General features: G+C 35.8%; 15 protein-coding genes. 9 read left to right on the top strand and 6 right to left on the bottom strand.

Annotated features, from left to right (window positions below; translation table 11 throughout):
* Positions 1-39 precede the first annotated feature (39 nt).
* Positions 40-507, bottom strand: a complete 468-nt coding sequence (locus tag BLT30_RS13040) for an acyl-CoA thioesterase (RefSeq protein WP_089874345.1) — start codon at positions 505-507, stop codon at positions 40-42.
* A 289-nt stretch (positions 508-796) separates the two neighbouring features.
* On the opposite strand from BLT30_RS13040, the gene BLT30_RS13035 reads away from it, so the two are divergent.
* The 6 genes from BLT30_RS13035 (at position 797) to BLT30_RS13015 (ending at position 3934) form a co-directional block, all read left to right on the top strand.
* On the top strand, positions 797-1159 hold the full coding sequence (locus BLT30_RS13035; RefSeq protein ID WP_089873978.1) for an arsenate reductase family protein: 363 nt from the start codon (positions 797-799) through the stop codon (positions 1157-1159).
* 96 nt (positions 1160-1255) lie between these two features.
* Positions 1256-2467: a DUF763 domain-containing protein gene (locus tag BLT30_RS13030; protein ID WP_089873977.1), complete on the top strand. Its 1212-nt coding sequence runs from the start codon at positions 1256-1258 to the stop codon at positions 2465-2467.
* Positions 2468-2559: 92 nt separating this feature from the next.
* Entirely contained in the window at positions 2560-2895 is a 336-nt protein-coding gene (locus BLT30_RS13025) for a type II toxin-antitoxin system RelE/ParE family toxin (protein ID WP_089873976.1), read from the top strand.
* Entirely contained in the window at positions 2879-3184 is a 306-nt protein-coding gene (locus BLT30_RS13020) for a helix-turn-helix domain-containing protein (RefSeq protein ID WP_089873975.1), read from the top strand. Before BLT30_RS13025 ends, BLT30_RS13020 begins: the two co-directional genes overlap by 17 nt.
* Positions 3181-3327 carry a hypothetical protein gene (locus BLT30_RS18205; protein WP_175487188.1) on the top strand — a complete coding sequence of 49 codons (147 nt, stop codon included), beginning with the start codon at positions 3181-3183 and terminating at the stop codon, positions 3325-3327. Before BLT30_RS13020 ends, BLT30_RS18205 begins: the two co-directional genes overlap by 4 nt.
* Before the next feature lie 40 nt (positions 3328-3367).
* Positions 3368-3934: a hypothetical protein gene (locus BLT30_RS13015; protein WP_139166660.1), complete on the top strand. Its 567-nt coding sequence runs from the start codon at positions 3368-3370 to the stop codon at positions 3932-3934.
* 369 nt (positions 3935-4303) lie between these two features.
* Here BLT30_RS13015 and BLT30_RS13005 read toward each other — a convergent pair whose 3' ends face one another.
* Together BLT30_RS13005 and BLT30_RS13000 are read right to left on the bottom strand one after the other, a co-directional pair.
* The gene (locus BLT30_RS13005; protein ID WP_089873972.1) at positions 4304-4948 is read right to left on the bottom strand and encodes a response regulator transcription factor; all 645 of its coding nucleotides are present in this window, start codon (positions 4946-4948) and stop codon (positions 4304-4306) included.
* Entirely contained in the window at positions 4926-6851 is a 1926-nt protein-coding gene (locus tag BLT30_RS13000) for a sensor histidine kinase (protein WP_089873971.1), read from the bottom strand. The genes BLT30_RS13005 and BLT30_RS13000 overlap by 23 nt, the downstream gene beginning before the upstream one ends.
* Positions 6852-6980: 129 nt before the next feature.
* Here BLT30_RS13000 and BLT30_RS12995 point away from each other — a divergent pair, with 129 nt between their 5' ends.
* From BLT30_RS12995 to BLT30_RS12985, 3 genes are read left to right on the top strand one after another with little or no spacing between them, the layout of a single operon-like run.
* Positions 6981-7781 (top strand): peptidoglycan-binding domain-containing protein, encoded by an 801-nt coding sequence (locus BLT30_RS12995; RefSeq protein ID WP_051230379.1) that lies wholly within the window; start codon positions 6981-6983, stop codon positions 7779-7781.
* Positions 7782-7784: 3 nt separating this feature from the next.
* On the top strand, positions 7785-9602 hold the full coding sequence (locus tag BLT30_RS12990; RefSeq protein WP_089873970.1) for a hypothetical protein: 1818 nt from the start codon (positions 7785-7787) through the stop codon (positions 9600-9602).
* A gap of 25 nt (positions 9603-9627) precedes the next feature.
* Complete coding sequence (locus BLT30_RS12985; protein WP_089873969.1) at positions 9628-10203, top strand: hypothetical protein; 576 nt, start codon at positions 9628-9630, stop codon at positions 10201-10203.
* Between the two features lie 326 nt (positions 10204-10529).
* Here BLT30_RS12985 and BLT30_RS12980 read toward each other — a convergent pair whose 3' ends face one another.
* From BLT30_RS12980 to BLT30_RS12970, 3 genes are read right to left on the bottom strand one after another with little or no spacing between them, the layout of a single operon-like run.
* Positions 10530-12317 (bottom strand): acyl-CoA dehydrogenase family protein, encoded by a 1788-nt coding sequence (locus BLT30_RS12980; RefSeq protein WP_089873968.1) that lies wholly within the window; start codon positions 12315-12317, stop codon positions 10530-10532.
* Between the two features lie 52 nt (positions 12318-12369).
* On the bottom strand, positions 12370-12726 hold the full coding sequence (locus BLT30_RS12975) for a four helix bundle protein (protein WP_089873967.1): 357 nt from the start codon (positions 12724-12726) through the stop codon (positions 12370-12372).
* A 35-nt stretch (positions 12727-12761) separates the two neighbouring features.
* Positions 12762-13940 (bottom strand): acetyl-CoA C-acyltransferase, encoded by a 1179-nt coding sequence (locus BLT30_RS12970; RefSeq protein ID WP_089873966.1) that lies wholly within the window; start codon positions 13938-13940, stop codon positions 12762-12764.
* Positions 13941-13978: the final 38 nt, after the last annotated feature.

Raw genomic sequence — 13978 nt, 5'->3', positions numbered from 1 at the left:
TTCTTCAAATTATCAATTGTTAAATAACAAATCTCATTTTTATAGAAATGGTTTCATCTCGTCTTCTATATCCCGACGGAGGTTCATTAGTTTTATGGCGTATTCCTGCATTTGGATTTCCTGTTCTGATGTTGGAATCCATTTCGGAACCTGAACAGATTTTCCGTTTTCGTCAACGGCTACAAAAACAATGATGCAATGTGTTTTCTTTTCGAAGGTCTTTTCTTTGATATTTCGGGAATAGACATCTATGGCAATATGCATACTTGTGCTTCCTGTGTAAATCACCTTGGATTCTAACTTGACAATTTCTCCAATTTTAATCGGTTGGTAAAAACGGATTCCGCCAACGTAAACTGTCACACAGTAACTGGATGACCAATTGCTGGCACACGCATAACCAACCTGGTCTATCCATTTCATCACGCTTCCACCATGAACATTGCCTCCGAAGTTGACATCGGTAGGTTCGGAAATAAACTGGAAAGTAATAGGTTTGTTGTCCATTTTCTGAAATTTTGTATCAAATGTAAGGTTTTTGATGGGATTAGAAACTTCGATCAGAAGACAAATCGTGGTTTTATGCAGAATCTGCAACCTGGCCTGAACGGACTCTTCGAGAGCCTCAGAGTGACAAAGCGAGAGTGGAGGACAGATAAAGTTGCCTAAATCAAATCCTTAAAGAAAGTTAAAGTTTTGTGTTTAAAGCACAGCAGATGAGAACCTGCTTTGGGCGTAATATAAGATAAGTCCGCGACATAGCCAAGATGTGGAAGATAAAACGTACTTTTGCAAAATGAAAAAAGTATTTTATCTTAAAACTTGCGATACTTGTAGAAAAATATTAGGACAATATGATACAAGAAATTGGGAACTGCGTGAAATAAAAACCAACCCGATCACTGAGGAAGAAGTTGAAGATATGTACAAACTTTCTGGTTCTTATGAAGCACTTTTCAATAAGAAATCTACGCAGATAAAGTTGCAGGAAATTGATCCAAAAGCCTTGCAGGAAAAAGATTACAAAGAATTACTCCTTGACCACTATACGTTCCTGAAACGTCCTGTTTTCTTGACCGGGAACGAGATTTTCATTGGTAACGACAAAGCCAATCTTGGTAAATTAAAAGAATACTTCTTCTCTCTAAAAGAGGATTGATTATAAAGAATTTTTGCTTAAAATCATCTTATTTCTTGGCTTTGGCTTGAGGAATAAGATTTTTTTTTGCTTAAATTTATCATTCAAAAATAGAAAATGAAACGTTCCGGAACTGCAGATTTGCCACTTCATTACGGTCAGGTTCCGCCCTGGCTTTATGAGCGTATGTCCACACTTGGGCTCGCCATCGTGGAAGTGATTCTTGCAGATTACGGAAAAGATGAAGTCCTACGACGATTGGCCGACCCGTTTTGGTTCCAGAGTTTTGGAGTAGTGATGGGAATGGATTGGCATTCGTCCGGCATCACGACCTCTGTGATGGGTGCTTTGAAACGAGCCATTAATCCGAATTCTAAATCTCTAGGAATCTATATTGCAGGAGGAAAAGGAAAATTCTCCAAAGATGCACCGAATGAACTGTTGAAAATTGCAGATTCAACCGGACTTGACGGGAATGAGTTGGTGCGTTGCAGTAAGTTGTCTGCGAAGGTTGATAACACGGCAATTCAAGATGGTTACCAGCTTTATCTGCATAATTTTATTTTGTCTGACCAAGGGAATTGGGCGGTTGTTCAGCAAGGGATGCACGATTCTGATGGAACGGCGAGACGTTATCATTGGCTTTCTGAGAATGTCAGTTCTTTTGTGAATGAGCCTCACACAGGGATTTCCGGCGTGAATCGTGGGAATATTCTTAATCTGACTTCTGCCCAAGCGGAACAAAGCAGAAACGGCATTGTTGATATCACAAAAACCGATTCTGAGAAGTGGATGCAGGATTTCCAACGGTTGATTTTGCCGGCGCATCACGAGGTTTTGGCAAGTGATGTGGATATGAAAAAGCTCGGAAATATTCTTTGGCTGGCGAGGGAAAATCAGCCTGAGAATTTTGAGGAACTGCTGATGCTGAAAGGTGTTGGTCCGCGAACGATGCAGTCTCTGGCTTTGGTGAGTGAAGTGATTCACGGTGCGCCATCACGATTTACAGACCCGGCTCGTTTTTCTTTTGCGCACGGGGGAAAAGACGGTCATCCGTTTCCTGTTCCTACCAAAACTTATGACGAAACGATTTCTATTTTGCGAACCGGAATTGAGAAAGCCAAGTTGGGGAACACGGATAAGAACCAAGCGATTAAAAAGTTACACGAGATTGCCGTAAAAACTGAAGAGAATTTCACGCCGGATTTTAGTGTTGAAAAAGTAATAGAAGAGGAGCGACAAAACTCCTGGCGATTTGGTGGGAAAACTGTTTTTGGTGATGCTAAACCGCCGAAACCGAATGACGGGATTCAGTTGAGTTTGTTTTGATTTTCAATTTTTTGTTTTAATATTCTAAAACATTTTATTCTTTTTGTTTCACTTTAGTGAAACTTTGTTATTTTTGTATTGTAAACACAAATATGAAATACAGAAGAATAACATTTTTCAAAAGCTACTTTCAAGATTTCTTCGACAAACAAAATTTAAAAGTAAAAACCAAAATTGTTTGGACTTTTGAGTTGATAGAAGATTTGCAAAGAGTTCCGGAAACTTATCTTAAACATCTGGAAAATACGGATGGACTTTACGAAATCCGTGTGCAAGTAGCAAGTGATATTTTTAGGATTTTCTGTTTTTTTGACGAAGGTAAACTGATTGTTGTTGCAAACAGCTTTCAAAAGAAAACTCAGAAGACACCTAAGAAAGAAATAGAAATGGCATTAAAAATCAAAAAGGAATATGAAGACAGCAAATAAAAATCTAACTACTCTGGAAGACTTCAAAGAGAAGAATTTTGGTAAGCGTGGAACCAAAGAACGTGATGAATTGGAAGCTGGTTACGACAATTTTAAAATTGGTGCGCTCATCCACGACACCCGTTTGGAGTTAGGAATGACACAAGAAGAATTGGCGGAAAAAGTTGGAACAAGCAAATCTTATATTTCTAAAATTGAAAATAATCTGAAAGAAGCAAGGATTTCTACACTTCAAAAGATTGTTGAATTGGGGTTTGGTGGTAAGCTGGAGTTGAGTATTAAGATATGATTTTTTTACTCTTTAGTGTAGGTACGAGCAAGATGCTCGCACCAGCGTGTGGGGAAGATTCTTTTCAGCTTAATAATGATAATATTATTCTAAAAGATATTACTGGAACGAGATATATCATTTTTGATGGTAGAATATTATAGATTTAAGTTTTTTATTTATGAAATATTTTTAATTGCTTTTATGAAAACAAACTTTGTAGAACTGGACTTGAATCAAGAAAATATTAAAAATATTTCTGTTGATAGTTTTAATAATTTCATTGCAATAACTTCTCAAAATAATATTATTGGGAATGATTTCAAAATTTCGTTAAATCAAAATTTTGGATTTCCCTTGATAAGAATAGTTGATAATGAAAAATTTTTAATTGTTGACGATAGCTCAAAACTAAAAGAAAATGCTTTTTTGATTGATTTTTTTGGAAATGTTTTATGCAAATTTTATGTTGGAATATGCATTCAGGAAATTAAAATTGCTAAAAATAAAATTATTGTTTCTTATTTCGATGAAGGTGTATTAGGAAAATCAGGACCAAATAATGATGGGATTTCTGTTTTTGATTTTAACGGAAATCAGATTTTTGGATATAAATCAAAATTTTCTAACAATAAATTCATAGATTGTTATTGTATGACAAATTATGGAAATAATAAAATTATATTTTATGGTTATAGTGATTTTCAACTTCACGAATTAAATTTAGAAAATCTAACAATTTCTGATTTTGATTGTCCATCAGATTTTTAGGTGCAAGTTCGATTTCAACAAAAGGCGAGAACATTATTTTTCATTCTTCTTATCGTGATAAAACTTCATTTTTCGTTTGGAATTTGAAGCTAAAGACATTAGAGAAGATTGAATCAAATGAAAAAAGTCTTATAGGAACGGATAATGGAACATTTTTCAAGTTCAATAAAAAATCTTTTATACTTATAAAACCATTAGAATAGTTATATACAATAAAAAAAACCTCAGAGATTCTGAGGTTTTTATTTCAATTAAATTGATTCTTAGTAAGAACCTTTCTCAATAAAATGAGCGGCAATTTTTCTGTCAATGCAATTGATGATGGACAGAAAATAGGCTTATTTTTGGTATTAAATCATTTACCGTTTTCTACAAAAAAGGAGGTGTAAGTTTATGTTTATGAGATAATAAAACCAATCCTGTTTTTGAGCTGATATTGAATTTTTCGAACAGATTATTCCGATAATAGTCTACGGTTTTTATACTGATATTCATTTTGGATGCGATTTGTTCATAAGTATATTCTTCTTCACAGCAAATCCATTTTATCAGTTCCAGTTCTTTTTTACTAAGGAAGAAAATCGGACTGAATTCAGGGTCATTTTTTCTCAATGTTTTAATATTTTCCTGAAGATTGAAATATCCGGTGTTGATGATTTGTTCAATAGCTTCTTTTAGTTCTTCTCCTGTGCAGGTTTTAGATAAGAAGCCTCTGGCGCCCAATTTATAAAATTGGGATTTGATATTTACAGAATCATTTTGTGTAAGGATAAGAAATTTTTCTTCGTTAATTATAGGTTGTAGCTCTGTGAGGATTTCTATTCCGCTTTTTTTAGGAAGAGAGTGGTCTAATATAAAGAGGTCTGTTTTTTCTTTGAGAGTCCCGAAATTCCGAAGCAGTTCTTCACCATCATTAAGTTCAGCGAGAATATTGTAATCGCCGAGGTTTTTTAGAAGTTTTATAATGCCTTGTCTCAGAATTTTATGGTCATCAGTGATTACTAGGTTTATCATTTTTGTAAATTGAGATTTTGGTTCCTTTTTCCGGATTAGATTGTATTGTACAAGAAAATCCAATGAGAGTTGCTCTTTCTTTTATATTCTTGATGCCGTTTCCGAATTGGTTGTTGACATCAAAACCATTTCCATTGTCTTCAATGCTAATCGATATTATATTTGTGTAATCTATTATTATATTTATTTGAGAAGCATTAGAATGTTTTAGGATGTTATTAATACTCTCCTGAAAACATCTGTAAAATATAATGTTTTCTTCTGTACTGGTTCCATAGTTTTCTGAGGAATTATTTATTTTTTCAAAATTAATTTTTATAATGTTTGTTTTTCTGATACGTTCCACCTCATTCAGTATTATTTCATCAATGGTATTTTTACCAATACTGAAGTCATTTAGCCAATGACTAAGGTCTCTTACAGAATCCGATATTTCCAAAATAGAACTTCTTATCTCGTTAATTGATTCTTTAGAGGACACTGCAAATCTTAGATTCTCCACAGAGAAATTAATAATGCTTAGCTTTTGCCCTATATCGTCGTGTAGGTCTTTGGAAAGGCTTTTTAGAAGATGCTCTTGAGATTCCAGGATGCTTTGCTTGATTTTTTCTTCCTCCATTTGTTTTATTTTGCTGTTTTCTTCTTCCAGTTTCAGCTTATCTTCCAGAGTTGATATATATTGTGATTTGATTTTGCGATAGCTGTATGCTATGGCAATTCCCATTATAAAAATCTCCAGCAACAAAACATAATAAAAGTAATTGGGATGGCTAATTTCATATATTGTCAAAATTCGGGAATAATTAAAAAAATAAGTTACAGGATTGATCAAGCCGAATAATACTGCTGCCAGAATACCTAGCGATGGTCTCTTATTTTGTAATCCCAGCCAGATTAATATTGTTATCTGTATCAGAACCGCCAGAGCAGAGAGCCCAATTGAAATATCCCAGATACCATTATAGATAGGATTGTCAAAGGTTGTATTGGCGTAATCTATATAAAACCAAAGACTGGCAAGAATCCCAAATGTAACATAAAAATCAAAAATTGTATTGAGTATTCTGAACTGCCCACCATTGTTTTTTCTAAAATCCAGAAAGCCTGTCATAATCTTCATACTCAGCCCCATTGCGATGACAAGCAAAAAGAGAGAATTGGTTTTCAGAATTGAATAGTATAAGAAAGGAACTTTGATAATGTTAATAAAAAATTCTTCCCTGACTACAATTATAGCAATCAAAACAAGATATAAAGAATACAAGAAATAAAATCTCCGCCTCAGAATAATGCCCACCACTAAACTTAAAACCGCAATTATAAAGGTAACACCAATGACAAAACCTATTTCCCAATAAAATCCATTCTCCCAAAAGAGGTTTTCAACAGGTGTGGTAAAATCCGAATAAATATTTTGATAGTAACGTGGATTCCGTATCTCCATATAGATTTCTGCAATTTCGCTCTTATTAAGTACGAAGGGAACATAATGAAACCGAATATCCGGAATATCCTGCTTATTAGCGTAAGAAATATTATATTTTTTTAAAAGTACAATACCTTGTTCTGTTTTTCTATATACATTAAGAATATCCAGTTGAGAATATATTCCCAGCCAATAATCTTTTCTGTTACCAGTATTTTTTATGTAAGCATGTACCCAAACTGTTTTGGTCTGCTTTTTCAGAATAAGATTGGAAGGATGGTCTACTTTTCTAAAATTATTATTGATTTGACTAATCTGAAAAACATTTTTTGAGTTGCTGCTGTCAATATAGTATGAGGACTTAGAAAAAAGAGGAATCCAGTTACCACCATTTACAAACATTGTATCGGCTTTCATTTGGGAAGTAATCCAAATTCCAATAAACAAGAACATTACAATAAGTAGATTTTTCATCATCAATCAAATTTACAAATAAATTTTTCGTGGACGACTAGGAAAAATCCTAGGATTTTTTTAGGATTTTGTATCAAATGATAAATAAGAAGGTGAGGTAATTTTGGAGCATTAATCAAAAATTACAATAAGATGAAGACAATTAATTCAATACCACATTTTGGGGATAAATCAGAAGATGTGAAAACGATTCAACAAATCCTAGCAGAAAAAGGAATTGCTAATTTAACCATTGACGGAATATTTGGAAATCAAACCCTTAAAGCCCTAAAAAAACTCCAAGAAAAAGAAGGCTTAGTAATAGATGGTATCATTGGCAAAAATACAATGAGGGTGATGGAAGTAGAATTGAGAAAATATATTGACCATAGTGGCAAAGTAACACTTTCCTGGGACAGGCAAGGCATTGACAGAAACTGGACGGAAATTACCTTAAGGAGTATTGAAGAACTATTTGATACTTCCTTTTCCAAATGTGATGATATTTCCGATTTCAGAAAGGACTATTATAGTTTATCAAAAGAACAGCGGATTATAGTCTGGGGTGAGCTTATTTGTGCAATGGCAAAATTTGAAAGCAATTGGAAAACGATCTGTAGATATCAGGAAACAACACAAGGTATTGATAGTGTAACAAAAAGACCAGTATATAGTGAAGGGTTGCTACAACTTTCTTATCAGGATAAACCAAATTATCATTTTTTGCAGTGTGATTTTAATTGGGAGCAAGATAAAAATCTAAAGGATAATGATCCTGCAAAAACAATTTTTAATGCCCAATACAATCTGGAGTTTGGAATAAGAATTCTTGCCTACCAAATCAGAAGAAAAAACAGTATTGCTCTTAGTAGCGGACTGTACTGGGCGGTTTTGAAAAAAGGAGGAGAAAGAATCTCCCAAATAGCAGCAATGGTAAATAATTTAAATTTTTAAACTATGAAAAAAACAATTTTGCTATTGATATTACTTTTTTGCTCGTTTGCTTTTGGACAAAAAGAAGGTTATGGAAAAACAAATTGGTCAAGTTGGTCTTCTTTGTCTTGCTTTCCTAATGTACAGTTTTCTATGAAATCTAACGGTTGGTCTTCATCTGTTAAAAAATATGAATATCGCTTTAAAATTAGAAATACAGGTTCGCAGAATATTCATTTTAGTACAGAGGGACATTTATCTAATGGTGAAAGATTTTTTTCCGGAAGATTCGGCCTAAAAGCAAATGGTGGAGAATATAATAATGGTATGGATGGAACTTTTAGTGACTTTCCTCCTAACCAAATTACGGGTTTTACTTTTACCGTTAGAAGATATGTAGAGAATTCTAAAGATGATTGGGGAATTCCATCTTATACTTGTAGTGGTGGACAAAAAGTTTGTGATGCTAATTGTAAAAATTCTAATAATAACCAAAATGGAAACAACCTCTTTGGGAATTCTCAAAACACCAATACAAGTAATACATCAAATCCTCAGAACAATAATTTAAATTCTGGACTTTCTTCGGTTGAAGAATATGATAAATATTGGAGAAGAAGAGAAGAACTTTGTCAAAAAATTCCAGATTTGGACAAAAAGGCAAAATATGTGTTGAGAAGCGATTATCCTTGCAATACAAGAGAAACAATCAATGATAATGAAAAAAAGTCTTATGCTGTTGATGCCTTAAAAAAAGACTGCCACAAACTGGAAAGTATTTTGGAAGAATTGCAAGGTTCATCAAAACAGGAGGAAGAAGAAAAACAACGCCTTGCCCAAGAAAAGCAGGAAAGATATAACTCCTACATAGAACAAGGTGACCAGGCTATGCGAAGCGAAGACTACGCTTCTGCAATGAACCATTACCAAAACGCTAAACAATATGCAAGCACTAATATAGAACGTTCTACCGCTGAAAACAAATATAACCAAGCTTTCGAAGCCAAAAAAACTGCAGAGAGAAAAATAAGAGTAGCCGAGCAGAAAAAAAGAGATGAACAAGAAAATATAGCGTATGCCTCTGGCCTCACAGCTACGGCAGGTGCAATGGCTCTTTTGCAAGATAAACCGAGCCTAGGTTTCACTTCTGGTAAAATATATTTGGGACTTAATATGGAGCAAATACCTATGATTTCCAACAACACAAACTCCTACCACGCCAACAAATCTTATGTAGAAGCACCGTTCAGACCCGGTTTTGATTTGGGTTTGATTTTCGGAATTGCTAACAACAAAAAAGTATCACTTTATCTAAATCCAAAATTGAGTTACAATATCAGCGCATTCGCTGCCGGAGTAAGCGGCTCAAGTATAGAATACGGCGGAACAGCATTGGTTCTCGGAAACTGGAATAAAGAATTTCCATTGAAATTTTATGCAGAAGCTAGCTATTTCAAGCGTGTTGGAGATTACCATTATGATGCAGATGCGGCAGCTCAAAGCTCAGGTGCTACCACAGCTACAGATGATGTGAGGGATGGCGAATATAATTATTCTGTAATACGATATGGAGGTGGGCTGATGCTTCATCAGGCAGATGACCCCGAAGAATTTTATGTCAAAGCTGGTGTCTTCTTTGATAAGCCATCTTTCTATCCAAATGGTATCAAACCAAATCTTGGATTTACTTTGCAAGGGATGTATAACCAAATAGGAAGTCTGGAATTTTATTATTCTCCAAAATATTTCATAGGTGGAACGGTAATGTATCCATCAACTCTGGAAAGAGCAGACAAATCTTATTTTGGAATCAGATTTACAAGAACCGGAAGGCTTTGGTAATGTCAAACTAAAAACACTATTAAAAATGAATACTTACATCAATAAAATATTTTTCTCTATTTGCTTAACAATCCTAATCGGCTGTAGTGACAGAAGTCAGATAGAAGGATTAGTTTTCAGTGACAAGGTTCAAACTGTAGATGTTAACAAAGAAATCACAGTTTCTAACAATAACAGCCAAAGTTATATAGGGACATTGAGAATCAATGATACAGATTACAATTATACTATATCCTATTACAAAATATTATATAATAACGGAACTATTCAGCAATATTTGGTGTCTGTTCTTATCAATCCACCATTAGGATTTGCCAAAAGCAATGGCGGTACAATTTATAGTGTTCCTGAAGGTATTAGTATTAATTCGGGAATGGGATATTTTTCAGGTTCACTTCCTATTATTAACTATTACAATAATACCAATAATGCAGCTAACACAGTTAAACTTGATGAAACTTTTTACATAGGCTTCAACATTGGGGGCAATACAGAATTTGCTTCTTATGGCTGGCTAAAGCTGTTGATTTCAAAAGATAAAATCACCATTTTCAATTACGGATACAAAACAGGAAATCCAATTAACGCCGGAGAAAACTAATTTTATTTTTCATATTAATAATTAAACCTTATCACTTAAGATGGCAAGGTTTAGTTTATTAAATGTCAATTTAGAAATTTCTAAAGCAATATTTGGTATATTTAAATTGATTTCAGTAATACTCTTTCTCAATAAAATGAGAGGCATTTTGTCTATAGGAACAGTAGCATTGGAGAAAATCATTATTTTATAAGCCAATAAAAAATAATGGAACGGCACACTCGGGCGGGGGTGGCACTCTGTATCGCTCGAAGGTGACGGTCACATAAATAAAACCCGCCTCAGAGATTTTCTGAGGCGGGTTTTGCGTATAATTAAATTGATTATTAATAAGAACCTTTCCCAATAAAATGAGCGGCAATCTTTTCGGCCAAGGCAATTGGATTTGGCGTGTTCACGTATTTTGTAAAACGTCTTAGTCCGGCTAGCATCATTCTTTGCTCGTCGCCTTCGGAGAAAGAAACGATGCCTTCTTTGGCGTTGGTTGCGATGATGTCAACGGCTTTGTAAAGATTCAGTCTTGCCATTGCTGCTTCTACAGAATCTGTATCGAAATGTTTCTCCGCTCTCAGGATGGCAGATTCTGCCATATAGATTTGGTTCAGGATTTCGGAAGCGTTCAGGAGAAGGTGCTGTTGTTTCTCGATGTCCATCATATATTTTTGAAGGGCAGAACCGGAAACCATCAGGAATACTTTCTTCAGATTTTTGATGACCTCTTTTTCCTCAGACATATATTCTGAATAATCCGGAATGTCGAAAGACGGAATTCCCATCAATTCTTTTCCTACATTTTTTGCAGGCGTCAAAAGGTCGATTTTCCCTTGCATTGTACGCTTGATGAGCATTCCAACGGCCAAAAGTCTGTTGATTTCGTTGGTTCCTTCGTAGATTCTGGAAATCCTTGAATCTCTCCACGCGGATTCCATTGGTGTGTCTTCTGAGAAGCCCATTCCACCAAAAATTTGAATCCCTTCATCCGCTGAATGCTGCGCTAAATCTGAAACGAAAACTTTCAGGATAGAACATTCTACAGCGAATTCCTCTACGCCTTTCAGTTCCGCTTCTTCGTGATTCATTCCGCCAGCAACCAATTTCTCGATTTTGTTTTCGACATCTTTTGCACCACGGTAAGAACCAGCCTCACTCACGAAAGCGCCAGTCGCCATCTCCGCCAACTTCTTGCGAATTGCGCCGAAAGTGTTGATAGAAACGCCAAACTGTTTTCTCTCTGTAGAATAAGTCAATGAATGGTTTAGGATTCTTCTTTGTGCATCCAGACACGCCGCCGCCAATTTGATTCGGCCAACGTTCAAGGCATTAAGAGCGATTTTGAAACCGTTGTTTCTTTCACCCAAAAGATTCTCCACCGGAACTTTCATATCATTGAAGAAAACCTGACGTGTAGAAGACGCACGGATTCCCAATTTATGTTCTTCCTCTCCGAAAGTCATACTCTCAGGATTTTCTAATTCTGAACGGTTGATGACAAATCCGGTGATGTTTTTGTCATCGTCAATCTTGGCGAATAAAGTGAAAGTATCTGCAAAACCTGCGTTGGAAATCCACATTTTCTGTCCGTTGATGATATAATGTTTGCCGTCTTCGGAAAGTTTGGCTCTTGTTTTTCCGCTGTTGGCATCAGAACCTGCATCTGGCTCAGTCAAACAATAAGCGCCGAATTTGGTTCCAGCCGCTAGGTCCGGAAGATATTTGTTTTTTAGATATTCGCTTCCGTAAAGTAGGATTGGTAAAGTTCCAATTCCCGTATGCGCGCCATAAGCCGTTGCCAATGAACCTGTAGAACCGGAAAGGTAATCGCAAGCCAGCATTGTGGTCACGAATCCCATTCCCAAACCGCCGTAAGCTTCCGGAACAGCAATTCCCAGGAATCCCATTTCACCGATTTTACGCATTACTTCTTCCGTATAAGCGTAATCTTTTTTCTCGAATCTTTCCTTATTCGGAACCACTTCTTTATCGATGAATTCCTTTGCAGAATCCCGAAGCATCTTTTGTTCTTCGGACAATTCCTCGATGCTGAAAATTTCCTGAGCAGTAATATCCCTTACTAGGAATTCGCCGCCGTCTAATGTTTTTGTATCTGTTGACATATTATTGTGATTTTAAATTTTAGATTATAAATTTTAAATGTAAGATTCGCTGTTATAAATTTTCAGATGAAGTTTTGATGATTTTAGTTAGAATATTAATGATGCTTTCGATTTCCTTTAAATAAGAATCAACCTCAATCTCTACAAGATTTGATGACTGATAAAGCTTTAACCAATATCTTGTTTCTCTTGCCTCTTTGTTTGCAATAGAAAGTTTTGAAATAAAATCTTTTTTAGATTGAGCAGCAATTGCTTCTTCTACATTTGCACCAATCGAAGCTCCACAACGAAGAATCTGCTTTGAAAGAATAAATTCATTCTGAGATTTACAAATCGCATAAAATTTAATTATACTTAATGCAAATTCAAATGTTTTATGTTGAATCAAATTATCTTCTTTGAAGCTCATCTCATCTAAAATTTATAATTTAAAATCTATAATTATTAAAGTAGTTCAAATACACTCGCTGCGCCCTGACCAGTTCCTACGCACATTGTCACAACACCATATTTGCTGTTTCTGCGTTTCATTTCGTCAAGAAGCTGAACAGTTAATTTAGTTCCTGTACAACCAAGTGGATGTCCAAGAGCGATGGCGCCTCCGTTTACGTTGACGATGTCTGGATTGATGTCCAATTCTCTTAAAATCGTCACTGATTGAGAGGCGAAGGCTTCATTCAATTCAAACAAATCAATATCAGATTGTTTAAGTCCAGCTTGTTCCAACGCTTTTGGAATGGCGAACATTGGTCCGATTCCCATAATTCTTGGCGGAACGCCGACAGTCGAATAGGAGAGAAGTCTCGCAACCGGAGTCAAGTTCAATTCTTTTACCATTCTTTCGGACATTACCATTGTGAAAGCAGCACCGTCAGAAGTTTGAGAAGAGTTACCAGCTGTTACAGAACCATTGGCCGCGAAAACCGGACGAAGTTTTGCCAAAGCTTCCACCGAAGTATCAGCTCTTGGACCTTCATCTTGTTTGAAGGCGTATTCTTTGGTCTGGATTTTTTCCTTTTCATCAAGGAAATTATATGCGACATCAATCGGAACAATCTGATTTTCAAATTTTCCTTCCTTGATGGCTTTCATCGCTTTCTGGTGCGAGTTGTAAGCAAATTGGTCCTGCTCCTCACGACTCACTTTGAATTCGTTGGCAACCGCTTCCGCAGTCAATCCCATTCCCCAATAATAATCGGGATGTTTCTTGGCCAAATCCGTATCAGGAATCGGTTTGTAACCGCCCATCGGGATATAAGACATACTTTCTGCACCACCAGCAATGATGCATTCCGCCATTCCAGCTTTGATTTTAGCTGCCGCAATCGCAATCGCTTCTGAGCCTGATGCGCAATATCTGTTGACTGTCACACCCGGCACTTTGTCCGTATCCAATCCCATTAGTGAAATCAGTCTTGCGACATTTAGTCCTTGCTCTGCTTCCGGCATTGCACAACCGACAATCAAATCGTCGATGCGGGCCGGGTCAAGATTTGGAACATCTTTCATCAGATGTTGTATCACAGTTGCCGCCATATCATCTGGTCGGGTAAAACGCAAAGAACCTTTCGGCGCTTTACCAACTGCTGTTCTGTATCCTGTTACTATATATGCTTCGTTCATAGATTTAGAGATATTTAGACAAGAGATTTGAGACTCTT

Origin of the sequence: Epilithonimonas hungarica (assembly GCF_900102265.1) — a bacterium.
GTDB classification, from domain to species: Bacteria; Bacteroidota; Bacteroidia; order Flavobacteriales; family Weeksellaceae; genus Epilithonimonas; species Epilithonimonas hungarica.
Note: the sequence above shows the minus strand (reverse complement) of the source record. Positions and strands in the feature narration are given on the sequence as shown.